Annotated in this window: 22 protein-coding genes and 1 pseudogene; 14 read left to right on the forward strand and 9 right to left on the reverse strand. The window is 61.9% G+C overall.

Annotation, left to right across the window (positions count from 1 at the left end):
- The first annotated feature begins 31 nt into the window (after positions 1-31).
- The 3 genes from MHI61_RS16320 to MHI61_RS16330 all read left to right on the forward strand — a co-directional run bounded on the left by MHI61_RS16320 (position 32) and on the right by MHI61_RS16330 (position 2042).
- Positions 32-730 (forward strand): phosphatidylserine decarboxylase, encoded by a 699-nt coding sequence (locus MHI61_RS16320; RefSeq protein WP_097580275.1) that lies wholly within the window; start codon positions 32-34, stop codon positions 728-730.
- A 19-nt stretch (positions 731-749) separates the two neighbouring features.
- Positions 750-1595, forward strand: a complete 846-nt coding sequence (gene pssA / locus MHI61_RS16325; protein WP_239792717.1) for a CDP-diacylglycerol--serine O-phosphatidyltransferase — start codon at positions 750-752, stop codon at positions 1593-1595.
- Between the two features lie 300 nt (positions 1596-1895).
- On the forward strand, positions 1896-2042 hold the full coding sequence (locus MHI61_RS16330) for a hypothetical protein (RefSeq protein WP_170964770.1): 147 nt from the start codon (positions 1896-1898) through the stop codon (positions 2040-2042).
- A 190-nt stretch (positions 2043-2232) separates the two neighbouring features.
- On the opposite strand, the gene MHI61_RS16335 is transcribed toward MHI61_RS16330, so the two are convergent.
- The gene (locus tag MHI61_RS16335) at positions 2233-2997 is read right to left on the reverse strand and encodes an SOS response-associated peptidase (RefSeq protein ID WP_239792718.1); all 765 of its coding nucleotides are present in this window, start codon (positions 2995-2997) and stop codon (positions 2233-2235) included.
- Between the two features lie 130 nt (positions 2998-3127).
- Positions 3128-3448, reverse strand: a complete 321-nt coding sequence (locus MHI61_RS16340) for a YnfA family protein (RefSeq protein ID WP_239792719.1) — start codon at positions 3446-3448, stop codon at positions 3128-3130.
- 177 nt (positions 3449-3625) lie between these two features.
- Here MHI61_RS16340 and MHI61_RS16345 point away from each other — a divergent pair, with 177 nt between their 5' ends.
- The 8 genes from MHI61_RS16345 (at position 3626) to MHI61_RS16380 (ending at position 8769) form a co-directional block, all read left to right on the forward strand.
- Positions 3626-4060: an NUDIX domain-containing protein gene (locus MHI61_RS16345; RefSeq protein ID WP_097606366.1), complete on the forward strand. Its 435-nt coding sequence runs from the start codon at positions 3626-3628 to the stop codon at positions 4058-4060.
- Between the two features lie 123 nt (positions 4061-4183).
- Positions 4184-4627, forward strand: a complete 444-nt coding sequence (locus tag MHI61_RS16350) for a TIGR02301 family protein (protein WP_170964982.1) — start codon at positions 4184-4186, stop codon at positions 4625-4627.
- Between the two features lie 103 nt (positions 4628-4730).
- On the forward strand, positions 4731-4988 hold the full coding sequence (locus MHI61_RS16355) for a hypothetical protein (RefSeq protein WP_004675135.1): 258 nt from the start codon (positions 4731-4733) through the stop codon (positions 4986-4988).
- A gap of 18 nt (positions 4989-5006) precedes the next feature.
- Positions 5007-5759, forward strand: a complete 753-nt coding sequence (locus MHI61_RS16360; RefSeq protein ID WP_239792720.1) for a hypothetical protein — start codon at positions 5007-5009, stop codon at positions 5757-5759.
- A gap of 83 nt (positions 5760-5842) precedes the next feature.
- Positions 5843-6697: a folate-binding protein YgfZ gene (locus MHI61_RS16365; RefSeq protein ID WP_239792721.1), complete on the forward strand. Its 855-nt coding sequence runs from the start codon at positions 5843-5845 to the stop codon at positions 6695-6697.
- Positions 6698-6726: 29 nt separating this feature from the next.
- On the forward strand, positions 6727-7299 hold the full coding sequence (locus tag MHI61_RS16370; RefSeq protein ID WP_239792853.1) for an HD family hydrolase: 573 nt from the start codon (positions 6727-6729) through the stop codon (positions 7297-7299).
- A complete protein-coding gene (locus MHI61_RS16375; protein WP_239792722.1) occupies positions 7296-7826 on the forward strand; it encodes a tyrosine phosphatase family protein in 531 nt (176 codons plus the stop codon). The genes MHI61_RS16370 and MHI61_RS16375 overlap by 4 nt, the downstream gene beginning before the upstream one ends.
- Before the next feature lie 58 nt (positions 7827-7884).
- On the forward strand, positions 7885-8769 hold the full coding sequence (locus MHI61_RS16380; protein ID WP_239792723.1) for a mechanosensitive ion channel domain-containing protein: 885 nt from the start codon (positions 7885-7887) through the stop codon (positions 8767-8769).
- A 26-nt stretch (positions 8770-8795) separates the two neighbouring features.
- On the opposite strand, the pseudogene MHI61_RS16385 reads toward MHI61_RS16380, so the two are convergent.
- Positions 8796-9310: pseudogene (locus MHI61_RS16385) on the reverse strand (superoxide dismutase family protein).
- A gap of 122 nt (positions 9311-9432) precedes the next feature.
- Positions 9433-9774: a hypothetical protein gene (locus MHI61_RS16390; RefSeq protein WP_239792724.1), complete on the reverse strand. Its 342-nt coding sequence runs from the start codon at positions 9772-9774 to the stop codon at positions 9433-9435.
- A 322-nt stretch (positions 9775-10096) separates the two neighbouring features.
- On the opposite strand from MHI61_RS16390, the gene MHI61_RS16395 reads away from it, so the two are divergent.
- The 3 genes from MHI61_RS16395 to MHI61_RS16405 all read left to right on the forward strand — a co-directional run bounded on the left by MHI61_RS16395 (position 10097) and on the right by MHI61_RS16405 (position 11934).
- Entirely contained in the window at positions 10097-10267 is a 171-nt protein-coding gene (locus tag MHI61_RS16395; protein WP_239792725.1) for a hypothetical protein, read from the forward strand.
- 155 nt (positions 10268-10422) lie between these two features.
- Entirely contained in the window at positions 10423-11067 is a 645-nt protein-coding gene (locus MHI61_RS16400; RefSeq protein WP_239792726.1) for an HD domain-containing protein, read from the forward strand.
- A gap of 9 nt (positions 11068-11076) precedes the next feature.
- Positions 11077-11934 (forward strand): MOSC domain-containing protein, encoded by an 858-nt coding sequence (locus tag MHI61_RS16405; protein ID WP_239792727.1) that lies wholly within the window; start codon positions 11077-11079, stop codon positions 11932-11934.
- A gap of 114 nt (positions 11935-12048) precedes the next feature.
- On the opposite strand, the gene MHI61_RS16410 is transcribed toward MHI61_RS16405, so the two are convergent.
- From MHI61_RS16410 to era, 5 genes are all read right to left on the reverse strand, one after another.
- Complete coding sequence (locus tag MHI61_RS16410) at positions 12049-13044, reverse strand: aldo/keto reductase (RefSeq protein ID WP_239792728.1); 996 nt, start codon at positions 13042-13044, stop codon at positions 12049-12051.
- 101 nt (positions 13045-13145) lie between these two features.
- Positions 13146-13916 carry a DNA repair protein RecO gene (recO, locus tag MHI61_RS16415; protein WP_239792729.1) on the reverse strand — a complete coding sequence of 257 codons (771 nt, stop codon included), beginning with the start codon at positions 13914-13916 and terminating at the stop codon, positions 13146-13148.
- Between the two features lie 120 nt (positions 13917-14036).
- Positions 14037-14522, reverse strand: coding sequence for a hypothetical protein (locus MHI61_RS16420; RefSeq protein WP_239792730.1), 486 nt, complete (start codon positions 14520-14522; stop codon positions 14037-14039).
- A gap of 235 nt (positions 14523-14757) precedes the next feature.
- The gene (locus MHI61_RS16425; RefSeq protein ID WP_239792731.1) at positions 14758-15510 is read right to left on the reverse strand and encodes a Crp/Fnr family transcriptional regulator; all 753 of its coding nucleotides are present in this window, start codon (positions 15508-15510) and stop codon (positions 14758-14760) included.
- 151 nt (positions 15511-15661) lie between these two features.
- Positions 15662-16603: a GTPase Era gene (gene era / locus MHI61_RS16430; protein WP_239792732.1), complete on the reverse strand. Its 942-nt coding sequence runs from the start codon at positions 16601-16603 to the stop codon at positions 15662-15664.
- Between the last annotated feature and the right edge of the window lies 1 nt (position 16604).

Here is a 16604-nt window from a genome sequence, read left to right on the forward strand (position 1 = left end):
AAAAAACGACAACGCAAGGAGACCGGCAGCCATGAGCCTGTTCAACACGGTTCGCAACACGATCGTCCCCGTGCACAAGGAGGGTTATCCCTTCGTGGCCGCCTTCTTCGTCGCCTCGCTGATCCTCGGATGGATCTTCAAGCCGCTCTTCTGGATCGGCATGATCTTCACGCTGTGGTGCGCCTATTTCTTTCGCGATCCCGAGCGCGTGACCCCGCAGGACGACGATCTGGTGATTTCTCCCGCCGACGGCAGGGTCTCGGCGATCCAGATGGTGACCCCGCCAGCCGAGCTCGACCTCGGCTCCGAGCCGATGCTGCGCATCTCGGTGTTCATGAACGTCTTCAACTGCCATGTGAACCGGGCGCCGATGCGCGGACGCATCGTCAGCATCAACTACCGCTCCGGCAGCTTCGTCAACGCCGAGCTCGACAAGGCCAGTGAAGACAATGAGCGCAACGGCCTGGTGATCGAAACCCGCCACGGCCAGATCGGCGTCGTCCAGATCGCCGGCCTCGTGGCGCGGCGTATCCTCTGCTGGGTAAATCCCAACGAGCCGGTGGATGCGGGCGAGCGCTTCGGGCTGATCCGTTTCGGCTCCCGGCTCGACGTCTTCCTGCCCGCCGGTGCGGCGCCACGTGTCTCGCTCGGCCAGACGGCGATCGCCGGAGAAACCGTCATCGCCGAATTCGCCTCCGCCAAGGGTCCCGTCATCAGCCGCCGCAGCTAGGTTTAGATTGGAACGCGATATGGAAACGCCTTTTCCGCCCTTCGAGCCCAATGGTCCGGATGATTCCGCCCGCGGCCCGCGTCTGCGTGAGATCCCGCTCCGTCTCGTCTTTCCGAACCTCATCACCATTCTGGCAATCTGCGCCGGGCTGACCGGCATCCGGCTGGCTTTCGAGAATCGTTACGAGCTCGCCGTCGCCATGGTGCTCGTCGCCGCCTTCCTCGACGGCATAGACGGGCGCGTCGCACGGCTGATGAAGGCGACCTCGAAGTTCGGGGCGCAGATGGATTCGCTTGCCGATATCGTCAATTTCGGTGTCGCGCCCGCCCTCGTCGTCTATGTCTTCGCGCTCGACCAGGCGCGCTCGCTCGGCTGGATCGCGGCGCTGATCTATGCGATCGCCGCCGGACTGCGCCTTGCCCGATTCAATGTCATGGCCGAACGCGAGAACAAGGCGAGCTGGCAGTCGGAATATTTCGTCGGCGTGCCGGCGCCGGCCGGCGCCATGCTGGTGCTGCTGCCGGTCTATCTCGGCTTCCTTGGGATCGCGACCGACCGCACCTTTGCCTTCGTCTCGTCGATCTACACCGTGTTCATCGCCTTCCTGCTGATCAGCCGGCTGCCGGTCTGGTCGGGCAAATCGGACGGCAACCGGCTGCGGCGCGATCTCGTGCTGCCGATGATGCTCGGCGTCGTACTCTATGTAGCTCTGCTGATGAGCTACACCTGGGAGGTGATGGTGTTTACCGTTGCCGCCTACCTTGTATCGCTTCCCTTCGGCGCGCGGAAATGGCGGCGGAAATATGGGACGCTGACGATCGAGGAGCCGGGCGTCGGCGACGACGATATCGGACGTCACATCTGACCTTCCTGCATTTCCTGGCCTCTCTCCCCTGGAAATGCGTCTCCCCTGGTTTTCGCACATTCCCGGAAAACGTGCGTTTCTTCCGGGGAAAGCCATGAGCTTTCCCGGGGAAACGGCTGCGCAGTTTTTTTGGAACCCCTTCCTTCAGTAAGTATTAACCAACGTAGGCTTCAGTTAAGCCTCGCGAATTATGGTGGGCGTTCACAATTCCTGATAAGCGACGCCGCCGATTTGTCGCTATTTCTGGCGAAACTGCAAAAATAAAATATCCAGGGAAGAACCACGTAAAGGAGAGTATCCGTGACTTTGAAGAAGAACAGTACCGGCGAACAGCAGACGGCCAAGCCGGACCTCGCCGCCAACTATCGCCCCGTCGGCCTGAAGGCCGTTGCCGCAGCATCGCTGATGGCGAAGAACAAGCCGGAGAGCGTCAAGAAATCCGCTTGAAGCGTCGAGCGTCGAACTGCCGTCACCTGCGCTTCACCTTCCAGTTTCCGGCATGCCGTTGCCCCAAGACTGCGGCATGTCTCTAAAGCGTCGTGATCTTGCGGATTCGTTTCTTGCGCTATGGGTCTTGTTCTCAGGACATCGCGAATGAGCCGAACAGGCCACCGTGCCGGAAGCGGCCGATAGCGTTTCAGAAAAAGCTGAGCTGGCCGTTATTCGGCCTTTGCTTCTCGGCTGACTTGAGCGGCCGCTCGATGACGACCGGCTCCTGCAGATCAGGGCCCATATTGGCGACCTTGTTGACCTTGTCGGAGACCGGTACGGCCTCGAAGAAATCGTCCTGAACGGGCTGCGTCAGGTCGGCCACCTCACGCGGTTCCTGCGTTCTGCAATCGAGCCAGCGCGAGAAGTCCTCCGGCTTGATGACGACAGGCATGCGATCGTGGATCGCCGAGATTCCCGCATTGGCCGACGTCGTCAGGATCGCGCCGGTATCGACCTCCGAGCCATCGGCCGAGGACCAGGTTTCCATCAGCCCGGCAAAGGCGACGATCCCGCCGTGGCGCGGCCTGATCCAATAGGCCTGCGGCTTGCCGCCGCTTTCCTTCGGCGGACGATGCCATTCATAAAAACCCGAGGCCGGAATGAGCACGCGGCGATGACGCATCGCCGCCCGAAACGAGGCCTTGCCGATCGCCGTCTCGGCGCGGGCATTGATCAGCAGCGGAAATTCCTTCGGGTCCTTGACCCAGGCCGGGGTAAAACCCCAGCGCACCAACACCGCGCGCCGGTCGGCCACGTTGCTGCCTCGCTCCCTGCCCTCGCCTGTTATGACGACGAGGATCGGCTGCGTCGGGGCGATGTTGTAGCGCGCCGGAAAATCGTCGAGATCGACACCGGAGAGGAAATTGCTCAGCTCTGCGCTGGAACTTGTCAGGGCGAAACGTCCACACATCGGCCTGTCTTTGCACCCGGTCCGAGTCCGGTCAAGGCGCCTGAGCATGCCGCGCAAGACTGTACAGGGGTTTCACGACAAGGACATGCCGCGACCAAAGAGCGAGCGCGTTGCGCTTGTGCGACATGCTTCAGCCCCTCGGCGCAAAGAGGATGACGCTCGCCCCGGCAAGGCAGATCAATCCGCCGCCGATATCATAACGATCGGGCACGCGGCCTTCGACCAGCCACAGCCAGAAGAGCGACGCGAGAATATAGATGCCGCCATAGGCTGCGAAGGCTCGGCCGGCGGCTTCGCTCGGCACCAGCGTCAGCAGCCAGGCGAAAAGCGCGAGCGAGATCATGCCCGGCGCCAGCCACCAGATGGGCCTTTCGAGCTTCAGCCACGCCCAGAAGGCGAAACAGCCGGCAATCTCGAAAACGGCGGCAAAGGCGTAGATGATATAGGTCACGCAAAGCCCTTTCGAAAATCTGGAATCTTTGTCGCATACATGTCCTCATCTCGGGAACCGCTGCACCGCCTTTCGGGCCTTGTCTTCCGAGCCGACCCACACGAAAATTGGGGAAGCCGGCGACATGCAACAATCGGTCCATGCGATAGAATCGATCGTCACAACGAGGGCAGTCTTATGATCTCCACCGCCAAAGCCGCCTCCTCCGCCATTCTCGAACGCGACGGGCGATTCCTGCTGGTGTTGCGACGCAACCCGCCTTCCGCCGACATGTATGCCTTTCCAGGTGGGCGCGCCGAGCCGGGCGAAACGCCGGAGCAGACGGCGCTGCGGGAATTCCGCGAGGAAACCGGCATCCCGGCACATAATCCGCGGCTGTTTTCGACCTATGACCTGAAGACGCATGGGCCGGACGGCAGCATCAAGAGCCATTTCTTCCTGTCGGTCTTTCGCGTCGAGGCCGACCGGGACATGGTGGCGGAGGCCGCCGACGATGCAGCGGCGCTGGGCTGGTACACGGTGGATGAGATTCGGCGACTGCCCGTGCCGCAGAGCGTGCTCGAATGCGCGGAACGGCTGGCACAGGATGATTATAGGCCAACCGGCCGATAGTCATCCTGTTCTGAATTAAAGTTAGAACATGATGTCATCCGAAAACCGCTGACACTTTTCGGCATCATGCTCTGGCGGGCGGCGAATAGAAGTGGAAACTTTCAAGCGCGCCTTGTTGCCGTCATGCTCAACGTATCAACTGGGAGCATGATTCCCGTTCGACGCGTTGTCCTGTCCCTGCTCGTGCTCGCCGGCCCCACCATGGCTCAGGGCAAGAACACGCCGCCTCCACAGGAGGAGGAGATTGCGCCGCCGGCCGCGATCGTACCCTATGACGACAAACTGGCGCGGCTCGCTGAAGTGCTGGGTTCGGTGCATTATCTGAGAACCCTCTGCAAGGCGGCGGGCGGTGATGAGTGGCGAAAGGGCATGCAGCAGCTGCTCGATTCGGAGGCCGGCAACGAACCGCCACGCAAGGAAAGGCTCACTGCAGCCTTCAATCGCGGCTATCGCGCCTTCGCCTCAGTCTATACGGATTGCACCCCGGCGGCCATCGTGGCAGAAGAGCGCTACCGTAACGAAGGTGCAACACTTGCCACAGAAATTACCTCGCGCTTTGGAAATTGACGTTTAATTAACCTGTTTTCGCATGCGGACGTGTCGTTTTGGGAAAAGGCTGTTAGTGTTGTTAACGGTGCAGTAAGAGATGAGAAGTTCTGAGGAAAAGACAATGGAAGCAAGCCTCAACGAGATCGACGACATGATCGTCCACGAAAAGATGCAGGCGGCTCTGGAGTACCAGAACGAGGCTTGGGCCGACGGCATGGCTGACGGGATCGAGCCTGAGATCATCGCTGATGCCGCCATCGCGCATGCACTGCGCGAGACCATTAGATTGCATGGGGAAAGCAGCGCCGAAGCTCTGCTCGATTCGCTGCGCGACCGTATGCTTGCCGGCGAATTCTCCGCCAACCGCACCCTGCAATAATTATTATCAGAGAGTTCGATGCGCATCGGTAAAGAGAAAGTTTCGCGAATTCCGCTCGCGCCGGTGATGCTTGCATTCAGCCTTGCCGCCGGCAGTCTCGCCCTTGCGCCCTCGGCCTATGCGCTTTCCGAACTGCACAAGATCCCCGGCCAGCCGAACGATCAGCCGGCACAGGGAAACGCCCAGGGGCAGAGCCAGCCGCAGGGCGACACCACCCCCGGCGTTCCCATGGCCGATCCGCTGGTCAACAGCCAGAACAGCCAGGGTGTCGACAAAACGCCGGGCGCGCAGGACAATTCCAAGCCCGTCGAGGTGATCCACGACATCAGCAAGGCGCCCGAGCCGGTGCGCAAGATGCGCCAGCAGATCGTCGAAGCGGCCGCCTCCGGCGATCTCGAACGGCTGCGGCCGCTGATGGGCACCGGCGCAGAACAGACGCAGGTAACCGTCGGCGAGCCCACAGACGATCCGATCGGCACGCTGAAGGATCTCTCCGGCGATCCCGATGGGGACGAAATCCTCGCCATCATGCTCGACATCGTCTCGACCGGTTTCGTGCATGTCGGCCAGGGCACACCCGAAGACATGTATGTCTGGCCCTATTTCGCCGAGAAAGACTTGAAGTCGCTGACGCCGCCGGAACGCGTCGAACTGCTGCGCATCGTCACCGCCGGCGATCTCTCCGATATGCAGGAATTCGGCGGATATAATTTCTACCGCCTCGGCATTACGCCCGACGGCAAATGGAAATTCTTCACGGCAGGCGACTGACGCCCCACGCAAGCCGCATGGCGCTTGCGATCCACCTTATGAAGTCATACCTCTGAGCGATGACCAACGCGACAGGTTCCGCCATGCCATCCGTATTCCTGAAAGACCGCTCATTGCTCTCCGTCGGCGGCGCGGACGCTCAATCCTTCCTGCAGAACCTGATCACCACCGATATCACCTCGCTTGCTTCAGACGAGGCGCGGCCCGGGGCGCTGCTGACGCCGCAGGGCAAGATCCTGTTCGACTTCATGATCTGGCAGGACAGCGACGGCTATGTGATCGAAACCGATGCAGGCCAGCGCGATGCGCTGCTGAAGCGGCTGACAATGTACAGGTTGCGGGCCGCCGTCACGCTTGCGCCCATCGCCGAAGAAGGCATCAGCGTCTGCTGGGGGGAAGGTGCCGATGGCATCAGGGACAGCCAAGGCGTCTGGGACAGCCGCTTCGCCAAGGCCGGCATCACGCTGACCCGCCGGCCGGGACGGCACGGTGATGGCGCTGAGGCGCTCTACGACGCGTTGCGCGTCGCCCACGGCATTGCCATATCGGGATCGGACTTCGCGCTGCAGGATGCCTTTCCGCATGACGTGCTGATGGATCTGAACGGCGGCCTCTCCTTCAAAAAGGGCTGCTATGTCGGACAGGAAGTGGTTTCGCGCATGCAGCACCGCGGCACTGCGCGCCGGCGCGTCGTCACGGTATCCGCCGCAACGGCTCTGCCGGGGACGGGCACCGCGATCACTGCTGCCGGCAAGCCAGTGGGGACACTCGGTTCCGTCGAGGGCGGCCGCGGCCTTGCGATCGTGCGCATCGACCGCGCCGGCACCGCGATGTCGGAAGGCACGCCGCTGCTGGCCGACGGGGCGCCGGTTTCTCTCGCCCTGCCGCCATGGTCCGGCCTTGTTTTCCCCACCAGTGCCGACGAGGCCAGCGCGTGACGGCCAAAGCTCCGCGCGCCTGGCAACGCATGCTGTCCGGGCGCAGGCTCGACCTGCTCGACCCCTCGCCGCTCGATGTCGAACTCGCCGACATCGCCCATGGGCTCGCGCGCGTCGCCCGCTGGAACGGCCAGACGTCGGGCGATCATGCTTTTTCGGTGGCGCAGCACAGTCTCGTCGTCGAAGATATTTTCCGCCGCTTCAACAATGCCCGGCCGGAGGAGTGCCTGATGGCGCTGTTGCACGACGCGCCGGAATATGTGATCGGAGACATGATCTCGCCGTTTAAATCGGTGGTCGGCGGCGGCTACAAGACGGTGGAAATGCGGCTGGAGGCGGCCATACACCTGCGCTTCGGCCTGCCGCCGCATCCCACGCGCGACCTCAAGGACCGGATCAAGAAGGCCGACACGATTGCCGCCTATTTCGAGGCGACGGTGCTTGCCGGCTTCACGCCGGCCGAAGCGCAAAAATTTTTCGGCCAGCCGCGCGGCATCAGCAGGGAAATGTTGATGATCGAACCGCTTCCGGCAGTGGAAGCGCAGCGGCTGTACTGCGAGCGTTTCGCGGCGATCGAGGCCGAGCGGGAGATGGGATCGTGAGCTTCATCGTCGTCTCGCCGCTGTCACGCATCGCCGAAATGGCGGTGCGCCACAAGGCGCGCGATATGATCAGCCTGATCGCTAGGGAACAGGCCTTTCACCGGCCGGGCGTGATCGCGCCCGAGCGTCACCTGACGCTTGCAATGAACGACATCGCGTTCAAGGGCACCGGTGGTCTCGTGGCGCCAGATGAAACGCATGTGCAGGGGATTATCGAGTTTGCCGCATCGTGGCGGCAGGAGACGCCGCTGCTCATCCATTGCTGGATGGGCGTGTCGCGATCCCCGGCAGCCGCTCTCATCGCCGCATTGTCGCTCGCACCGGATCAGAGCGAGGAAGAACTGGCCCGGCGGCTGCGCGCCGCCTCGCCTTTCGCGACGCCGAATAGCCGGTTGATCGAGATCGGCGACACGTTGCTTGACCGCGGCGGCCGGCTGGTCGCGGCCGTACGGGCAATCGGGCGCGGCGCCGATGCCGACGGCAATGCGCCCTTCTTGCTTGGGATTCGGGACGCCGCCTGCGGTTGACGCTGCCGCCGGCTGCTCCATCTTGCCCTCGACCACGCACAATCCGCAGGGCCAAATCATGGAACAACAAGCAGCCGACGTCTTTCTTGCCACCCGCACGGCACTGAGCCAGGCAAGCGCGCTCGCAGTCCAGTATTCCTTTTCCATCCTCGGAGCGGTGATCCTGCTCGTCGTTGGCTGGACGCTGGCCGGCTTCGTCAGCCGCTGGGCCTATGAAGGCCTGTCGCGCATCCATGGCATCGACGAGACATTGGCGCGCTTCTTCACCAATGTTATCCGCTATGCGCTGCTGATCCTGGTATTCATCACCGTGCTCGGCCAATTCGGCGTCCAGACCGCCTCGATCATCGCCGCCCTCGGCGCAGCCGGCCTGGCGATTGGGCTGGCGCTGCAAGGGACGCTGCAGAATATTGCGGCCGGCATCATGCTTTTGATCCTCAGACCGTTCCGTGTCGGCGAATATATCGAGACCAGCAGCGTAGCCGGCACGGTGCGCGAGATCGGGCTGTTTGCGACAGAACTCAGGACCGGCGACGGGCTCTATCGGCTGGCACCGAATTCGACGCTCTGGAACACGCCGATTACCAACTTCAGCCGCGAACCTACGCGGCAGAACGACCTGAAGGTCAGCATTTCTCGTGAGGACGATCTTGATTTGGCGATGGAGACTTTGATGGGCATTGCCAAAGGCAATCCCAGGGTGCTGCCATCACCGGCACCGAGCGTTTTCATCGACAGCCTGGGTGACAGCACACTATCGGTAACGCTGCGCTATTGGGCAAAGACCGCTGACTGGTGGCAGGTCAGCCGTGACATGGTGAAGCGGGTAAAACTTGCCTTCGACGAAAAGGACGATCCGGCCGCTTTGCGGGACGATTCAAATTCCGCGCCGGGAAAAAGGTCCAACGGCACCGCGACAGCCGAAAAGCCGACGCGGCAGTGAAACATTGCTGCGCGGGGGTCGTCGGCCTATTGAACGACGCCGCAGGCAAGTCTCTCCCGGCATCACCGGACGGCTGGCTGCGATAGTCGTCCGAATTGGCATGCACCATCAATGCGCGGCCGCGGATGCCATCCTTCTTGTCGTCGAGCGTGACCATGCCGTCGAATATCTGGGCTCTCAACACGCCGTCCTGTCCGACATACTGATTGGGCATATCGCCGGCATGAGGTCCCTTGGCCGCCAGAATCCCGTGCTCGGCCGAGCCCGGGTTGAAATGGCCGCCTGCCGATTCGTGATGGGTTGCCGCATCGCAGCGGCCGGTCTCGTGAACATGAAAGGCCACCCATTTATTCGCCGGCAGTCCCGATATCTCCACTTCGATCAGGACGCCGCCATTGGCGGCGGCGGTCAGCTGGGCGCGGCCGGTTTCCTTGCCGTCCTTGCCGACGAAATTGGCAACCGCCGTCTGCTTGTCCTGGGCGCCTGCCGGCAGGGCAATCGCAAGCAGGCTCACGGCGGCGATGATGCGCATGGCTTTCATGGAGATCTCCTTCCCTCCGGTTGTCCTTCTGAACGTGTCAACCCGGAAGGTGTTCCTCTGCGGACCATCCAACGAAAAGCCGGCCAACGGGCCGGCTTGCAGATCGGCTGGATCTAGAGCCGTCAGGCGACGGCGTCAAAATCGAACTGGCCGTAGGTGTTGCGGTAAAGATCGTCGGATTGATCGCCGGTCGTCGGCGCAGCCTGCTGCAATGGATAGGGAACGGCGATGCTGCTCGTCGTGGCGATGTCACGCGTGTCCATCATCAACGCAATCAGGCTGCCGGAAAATTTCGGCTGCGTGTCGCTGGCCGCGTCGTCTTCCAGCAGTTGCTTGATGATACCGGGCTTCTCTTCGGCGGCACGTTCGCCGCGGCTGAGCACGCCGTCACCATTGGAATCGAGCCGCGAAAGTGTCGCAAGATATGCATATGAAGTATCTGAAACGGATGTGGTGCGGGTCATACAAACCTCCATTCACCGCCTTTTGCCGGTGGTGTTTGTACGCAATACGAGAGCGGAAAATAACGAGTGACTCGGTGGTTAAACTGATTTGCGCAGTGCGTCAATAAGTTGTTAACTTCTCATTAATGAAGATTGACGGGCATTAACGGATGACCGTCAAATCGGCTCTTTGTCGCCAACCTCACCGATATTTCAGCGGTTTTTAATGTGACAACACGGGTTCGGATCGCGTCGGCGCCTGCTGCACTGCAACCGAATATTAATCCGGCAGCTCCAGAATAATCTGCGGCATTACCACCAGACGTTTGTAAAAATCGATTCCATGCCCGTTACTGCCGAAGGCATCGAGACGGCCGCCCAGCTGGCGCTGCTCGAATGCGAGAAATACGACGAGATCCAGGCCTATCACATCAGTCCACCGCGCCCCGCTCGCGATGTGCCGCACTTTCTCTCCATGCCGCCGGCGAGCGACGGTGCGACAGATTTCTCCTGAGGTCAGCGCCGAACTCCTCATGATTGCGACTCGCCTGGCAAGCCGCTACAAAACCCGCTCCGTATTCTGCAGCTCTTCGTAGCCGCGCCGCGTCCCGGAAGCCTCGCTTTCGGCCGGTGCGCTATGGACGATTTTCCCCAATAACAGGTGGCACAATGTTCAAGGCCGAAGCCTTCTCCCCTCATGAGGCGCTCGCAGCGTCGCTGATTGCGCATGCGGCCGAAGGCGACGACGGTTCACACGATCTCGCCCATATCCTGCGCGTCTTCAGAAACGCCATGCGCATCCATGCGGGCGAAGGCGGAGACGGACGCATCCTCGCCGCTGCCGTGCTGCTACACGACTGCGTCGCGGTCGAGAAGAATTCCCCCTTGCGGGCCAAAGCATCGGCGCTGGCGGCGGAAAAAGCCTCCGTGATCCTGGCCGAACTCGGCTGGAACGCGTCGGATATCGGCGCCGTGGGGCATGCCATTACCGCTCACAGTTTCTCCGCCGGGGTGACGCCGCGGACGATCGAGGCGAAGATCCTGCAGGATGCCGACCGGCTGGACGCGATCGGCATGGTTGGCGTCGCACGCTGCTTCTATATAGGCGGGCGAATGGGATCCGGGCTCTATGATCCGTTCGACCCGGCGGCAACGAACCGTCCGCTCGACGACAAGCGTTATGCCATTGACCATTTCCAGACGAAGCTGTTCAAACTGGCGGACGGGTTCCAGACCGAGACCGGCCGCCGGCTGGCAGCTGCGCGTGACCAAAGTCTGCGTGATTTTCTCTCGGCATTCATGGACGAAATTTAGGAGAACGGCATGCGTGTCAGCGACCTCTTCATCTACCCGCTCAAGAGCGCTCGCGCCATTGCGCTGCCCGCCGCCGATATTGACGCCTATGGGCTTCCCGGCGACCGGCGGGCGATGATCACCGACCCGCAGGGCCACTTCATCACCCAGCGCGAACTGCCGGACCTCGCGCGCATCGAAATACGGCCGGGGGCCGGCGCCTTCCGGCTGCTGATGCAGGGCAAGCCTGAGATATCTGTGCCGCCGCCCCGGCCTGAAAGCCGCATGGATGTGAGCGTGTGGAAATCGACCGTCAGCGCCGCCGTCGCCGATGCAGAGAGCAACCGCCAACTGTCCGAATGGCTCGGCCGCGAGGTGCGGCTGGTGTTTTTCGACGGACAGGCACAGCGGACGGCGAATGCCGAATGGGCCGGCGAAGGCACGCCGGTGAGCTTTACCGACGGCTACCAGATCCTGGTGACGACGACCGGCTCACTGCAGGCACTGAACGACGATCTCGCCGCCCATGGCGAAGGCAGCGTCGGCATGGAGCGCTTCCGACCGAATATCGTCATCGACACCGACGAGGCCTGGCCGGAGGATCGCTGGGCGGCGATCGAGATCGCCGGCATCCGCTTCGATCTCGTCAAACCCTGCTCGCGCTGCATCATGACGACGCAGGACCAGCTGACCGGGTCACGCGAGGTGGCAAACCCGATGCCCGCCATGGGCCGCATCCGCATGTCGGCCGACCGCCGCGTGCCCGGCCCGCTGTTCGGCTGGAACGTCACGCCGCGCGGCAGCGGCAGGATCACGATCGGCGATACGGTGAAGATCATCGCGGAAAGACCGGAGGGCTGGGCCTTGAAGGTTCGTGCCCGCGAATAGGTCGAATTGGGGAAGGCTAGTTGAACGGCGCTTTCTTCCGAAACGCTGCAACGTTCTCCCTCATTCCTGTGACATGCACAGGAATGAGGGAGCCTTGGGCAGATTCACCGCCTCTCATGCATGCCCGAGTGCAGCATCGATCTCCGCCATGACAGCGACCGATAACGGCCCCTTCTCCAGCGCGCCGGCATTTTCCTCCACCTGCGCGACGGTGCGGAAGCCCGGAATTGGGAAGGTGCGCGGCGACCTTGCCCAGAGCCAGGCGAGCGCCCCCTGCGTCAGCGTGCGGCCGCCTGATTTGAGAAGGTCGCGGACGGCATCGAGCCGTGCGGCAAATTCCGGAGCCATGCGCCCGTCCTTGAAGTAAACCATCCATTCGAGCGCTGCGCCGCGGACATCCTTGGCGCCGACCGCCTTGTCGGCGGTGAACTTGCCGGTCAACAGTCCCATGGCCAGGGGACCGCGATTGATCGAGATCAGGCCTTTCTGCTCGACCACGGCGATCATCTCCGGCACCGGCTCGAAGACATTCATCGTATGCTGGATCGAGACAAAGCCCTTGCGCCCGGCATGGCGGGCGGCGCGATCGGGATGATCGGTGCTCCAGCCGAAGGCATCGATCTTGCCTTCGGCACGCAGCGCCTCCAGCGTATCGAAGACGGCGTCCGATTGCTCCAGCGGAAAATCATTGAGGTGGAATTGCAAGAGATCGAGGCGGTCGCGCTTGAGACGGCGCAGCGATGTCTCGACGGAGCGGCGGATGAACGCCTCATCGGCAAAGGCGCCGATTGCCTGCTTCGTTTCCGGATCCGTGGCAAAGCCGAATTTGGTGGCGACGATGATGTCGTCACGATTGCCGATTGCCCGGCCGAGCACCTCCTCCGAATGGCCGGCGCCGTAATTCGAGGCGGTGTCGAAGAAGCGGATGCCGAGGGCGATGGCGCGATGAATTGCTTCCACCGATTCGTCGTCATCGACCTCACCCCAGCCAAGCGGCGTGTCGCCGGCGAAGAAGGGACCTCCGATCGCCCAGCACCCCATGCCGAGGCGCGGAATTTCGCGGCCGTTCCAGAGCGTGATCGTCGTCGGTGATGCGGTCTTGGTCAGCATGAGGTTCCTCCGTGGTTGGCAGCCCTTCAAGACATAGGAAGAGCTCCCGGGCGGGTAAACCGCCAAATCCGGAGGATGTTTTGCAGCAGTAAAAAACGAGGTCAGGCGGAGACGTCGTTTGGACCGGAAAGCGTCCGCAAGGCTGGATTGAGCGCCTTGAGTGCGGCCTGGACGAAGCCGTCACGCGCCGCCGCAGCCTCCATGCCGCGCGGCTCGTAGACATGGCGATGCAGGAAGAATCCTGTCAGACGGAATGCGGCTGCCAGGCTGTCGAAGTCCGCGGCGTGATTGCCTTCGGCGCCGAGGAAGGGCGGCAGGAGCAGCATCTTGTCCGCCCACGGCGCACCGGCGCTGCGGCTGACGGCGCGGCCGGATTTCGGCGAGACATAGGCGAGATCGGAACGGGCGCCGGTTGCCGCGCATTCGGCAAGATCGAGACCAAAGCCGAGATCGTTGAGCACCGCCAGCTCGAAACGCACGAAGAGTTCGCCGGCATCGGCCGGATTGTGCAGATGATCGAGGATGACCTCCAGCGCGTCGAAGAGATGCGGATGCGGGTCGCGCTCCGGCAGCAGCCGCAGCAGCGCGCCCATCGCCTGGACGCCGTAGACGGCGGTCGCCGTTTCCATGAGGCGCGCGGCGCGCAGCGTCACCGGCTCGACGCGGAATTCGCCGAGATGTTCGTCGAGCCGGGCACGCCAGAGGACCTCCACCGCATTGCCCGGCTGCAGCACCGGCTGCATGGCGCGAGAGCGGCCGGAACGCACCAGGCCGAGATGGCGGCCGCGATCACGCGTCATCACCTCGGCGATGACGCTCGTCTCACCGTGGCGCTTGACGCCCAGAATGATCGCGTGGTCCTGCCACTGCATCGAAAGAAGTCCCTGCCGCTGACGATTCATCCTACCGCATAATTCCCGCCATCGAAATCGAATTAGGGAATTATGCGGTAATTCAAAGCGTTACGACGTGCTTTTGAGCGTCCGACCGGGTCAAGCCGCGGCCGGAAGAAGCCTCTGCAGGAATTCGCGCATCGCCTTCTCGTCGAAAGGCTTCACCAGAAGCGGTATATGCTGCAGGTCGGGCGGGAAATCGCGTATATCGGAATAGCCGCTGACGAAGCCGAAGGGGATGCCGACATCGAGAAGATGGCGGGCAAATCCGAAGCTCATGCCCTCGCCGAGATTGATGTCGAGAAGGGCGAAATCATAGTTTTCCGCAGCAATCGCCGCCCTCGCCTGTTCCAGGCTGCCGACGATATCAATGCCGTCGACGCCGGCCAGGCGCAGAATATCCTCCGCCTCCATGGCGATGATCAGACTGTCCTCAAGAACCAGAACACGGTTTGCGCTCATGATTCCATGCCCCTCGTCGAGCGCCCGTCGCAGCGCCCCGGCCGTTTCGCCAACATCATTGCCCTCCGGTGCCCCGCATGGCACGCTATCGGTGAATTCCGCCACCACTTCTGAATAAACCATTTTTCTGTCCGGCCAATAAGAATCAAATCGGAGGAAAGACGAGGGCCGACCTTATTTTGCCAGATGCTAATGCGCATTTAAAAAAGACATAGACAGGCCTGCTGTGCGTTTCCGCATGCCGCATCTGTCGGATAGCCGCGGCACGCACCGCAATCTTCAGCCCACACCTCGCGCTTCAGGTCTTTTTCGCGTATGTCCTTATCGCACGACGTGGCCCACCCTTGCACGCCATGCTTCAGATGAAGGGGCGCTTGCCCTCTCCAAGCCCATCCCAGCCGGCAATCGCCATCAGTTCCTCACCGTTCAGCACCTCGCAACCGCGCTCCTGCCAGCGGATCAATCCCCGTTCGCTGAGTTTCTTCAAAGTCTTGTTGGTATGAACGATGGAAAGACCGAGGGTGTCGGCGATGTGCTGCTGGGTGATGGGGATGAACTTGCGGCCGTTGAAAAGATCGAGCTTCCTGCCGCGCTCAAACAGGAACGCGAGCAGATAGGCCGCTCTTTCCAGTGCTGTGCGGCGGCCGATGCTGAGGAGATGTTCATCCAATATCCGCTCCTCGCGCGCGGCGATCCAGGTAATGTCGAAGGCGAGCGAGGGGTGCTTGTTATAAAGCGTCATCAGCCTGTCGCGCTCGAATACGCAGAGGGAAACCGGCGAAAGCGCTTCGATGGAATGCTGCATCTCGCCGGCAATCGTTCCCTGCAGGCCGATCAGGTCACCCGGCATAATGTAATTCAGGATCTGGCGGCGGCCGTCTTCCAGCATCTTGTAGCGGAAGCCCCAACCAGAAAGCACGGTGAACAGATGGGCGCTATGGGCGCCCTCGACGAGGATGGTCGAGCCGGCATCGACGGCGAGCTCGCCACGCTTGAAGCGGGAAACGAATTCCAGCTCGTCGCGGCTGAACTCCCTGAAATGCGGCAGGGACCGCAAGGGACACAGCTGGCAAGGGGTCTTGAAGGAATGGATGGGCCTCGACGTTGCCATGCCTGCTCCCGCGGTCTTACAAACCGGCGGCCCCTCATCGACGCACCGTCGAGCAGGGAATGCGCAAAGCCATGGATTCGTTCCGCAACGAAGTGGTTTTTTTCCAAGGAAACAAGGGACTGGCGTCTGCCCGACGAAATCCTTGCCACTGCTATTTCGGAAAATCGAGACCCATTTCACGGAACCGCTCGGGATCGTCCCCCCAATTCTCGCGGACCTTGACGAACAGGAAGAGGTGAACCTGCTGCTCGAGAATCTCCGACAATTCCTTGCGGGACGCCGTCGAGATCGCCTTGATGGTTTCCCCACCCTTGCCAAGCGCGATCTTCTTCTGGCTGTCGCGCTCGACATAGATCACCTGCTCGATGCGCACCGAGCCGTCCTTGCGCTCTTCCCACTTCTCCGTTTCGACATGCGAGGAATAGGGAAGCTCCTGGTGCAGCCGCAGAAACAGCTTCTCGCGGGTGATCTCGGCGGCGAGCTGACGCATCGGCAGATCGGAGATCTGGTCTTCCGGGTAGTACCATGGCCCTTCGGGAAGGGTCGCGGCCAGATAGTCCATGACGTCGTCGCAGCCGGAGCCGTTTTCGGCCGAGATCATGAAGGTGCGTTCGAAAGCGATCTTCTCGTTGGCGCTCGCTGCCAGCGCCAGCAGATCCTCGCGGTTGACGCGGTCGATCTTGTTCAGCACCAGGATCTTCGGCTGCCGGACTTCCTTGAGCCCTTCGAGGATGGCTTCGGCATCGCCGCGCAGGCCGCGCTCGCTGTCGATCAGCAGCATGATCAGATCGGCATCCTTGGCGCCGCCCCAGGCCGAGGTCACCATGGCGCGGTCGAGCCGGCGGCGCGGCTTGAAAATGCCCGGCGTATCCATGAAGACGATCTGGGCGTTGTCATGAATGGCAATGCCGCGCACGATCGCGCGGGTCGTCTGCACCTTGTGGCTGACGATCGAGACCTTGGCGCCGACGAGGCGATTGACCAGCGTCGACTTGCCGGCATTGGTCGCACCGATCAGCGCGACGAAGCCCGAATGCGTCGGACCATGGGTTTCTGCAGCAGCTTCGGCCGCGATTTCTTCTTCTTGTGTCATT

Source organism: Rhizobium sp. K102 (genome assembly GCF_022385315.1).
Classification (GTDB): domain Bacteria; phylum Pseudomonadota; class Alphaproteobacteria; order Rhizobiales; family Rhizobiaceae; genus Rhizobium; species Rhizobium croatiense.

Bases quoted from the DNA above. Each gene is read 5' to 3' on its own strand.
- MHI61_RS16410 (WP_239792728.1), bottom strand. From the start codon at position 13,044: ATGCTGACCAAGACCGCATCACCGACGACGATCACGCTCTGGAACGGC.
- MHI61_RS16405 (WP_239792727.1), top strand. From the start codon at position 11,077: ATGCGTGTCAGCGACCTCTTCATCTACCCGCTCAAGAGCGCTCGCGCC.
- MHI61_RS16365 (WP_239792721.1), top strand. From the start codon at position 5,843: ATGCCATCCGTATTCCTGAAAGACCGCTCATTGCTCTCCGTCGGCGGC.
- MHI61_RS16395 (WP_239792725.1), top strand. From the start codon at position 10,097: ATGCCCGTTACTGCCGAAGGCATCGAGACGGCCGCCCAGCTGGCGCTG.
- recO (WP_239792729.1), bottom strand. From the start codon at position 13,916: ATGCAGTGGCAGGACCACGCGATCATTCTGGGCGTCAAGCGCCACGGT.
- MHI61_RS16350 (WP_170964982.1), top strand. From the start codon at position 4,184: ATGCTCAACGTATCAACTGGGAGCATGATTCCCGTTCGACGCGTTGTC.
- MHI61_RS16420 (WP_239792730.1), bottom strand. From the start codon at position 14,522: ATGGTTTATTCAGAAGTGGTGGCGGAATTCACCGATAGCGTGCCATGC.
- MHI61_RS16390 (WP_239792724.1), bottom strand. From the start codon at position 9,774: ATGACCCGCACCACATCCGTTTCAGATACTTCATATGCATATCTTGCG.
- MHI61_RS16370 (WP_239792853.1), top strand. From the start codon at position 6,727: ATGCTGTCCGGGCGCAGGCTCGACCTGCTCGACCCCTCGCCGCTCGAT.
- MHI61_RS16360 (WP_239792720.1), top strand. From the start codon at position 5,007: ATGCGCATCGGTAAAGAGAAAGTTTCGCGAATTCCGCTCGCGCCGGTG.
- MHI61_RS16400 (WP_239792726.1), top strand. From the start codon at position 10,423: ATGTTCAAGGCCGAAGCCTTCTCCCCTCATGAGGCGCTCGCAGCGTCG.
- MHI61_RS16380 (WP_239792723.1), top strand. From the start codon at position 7,885: ATGGAACAACAAGCAGCCGACGTCTTTCTTGCCACCCGCACGGCACTG.
- pssA (WP_239792717.1), top strand. From the start codon at position 750: ATGGAAACGCCTTTTCCGCCCTTCGAGCCCAATGGTCCGGATGATTCC.
- MHI61_RS16345 (WP_097606366.1), top strand. From the start codon at position 3,626: ATGATCTCCACCGCCAAAGCCGCCTCCTCCGCCATTCTCGAACGCGAC.
- era (WP_239792732.1), bottom strand. From the start codon at position 16,603: ATGACACAAGAAGAAGAAATCGCGGCCGAAGCTGCTGCAGAAACCCAT.
- MHI61_RS16425 (WP_239792731.1), bottom strand. From the start codon at position 15,510: ATGGCAACGTCGAGGCCCATCCATTCCTTCAAGACCCCTTGCCAGCTG.
- MHI61_RS16335 (WP_239792718.1), bottom strand. From the start codon at position 2,997: ATGTGTGGACGTTTCGCCCTGACAAGTTCCAGCGCAGAGCTGAGCAAT.
- MHI61_RS16320 (WP_097580275.1), top strand. From the start codon at position 32: ATGAGCCTGTTCAACACGGTTCGCAACACGATCGTCCCCGTGCACAAG.
- MHI61_RS16355 (WP_004675135.1), top strand. From the start codon at position 4,731: ATGGAAGCAAGCCTCAACGAGATCGACGACATGATCGTCCACGAAAAG.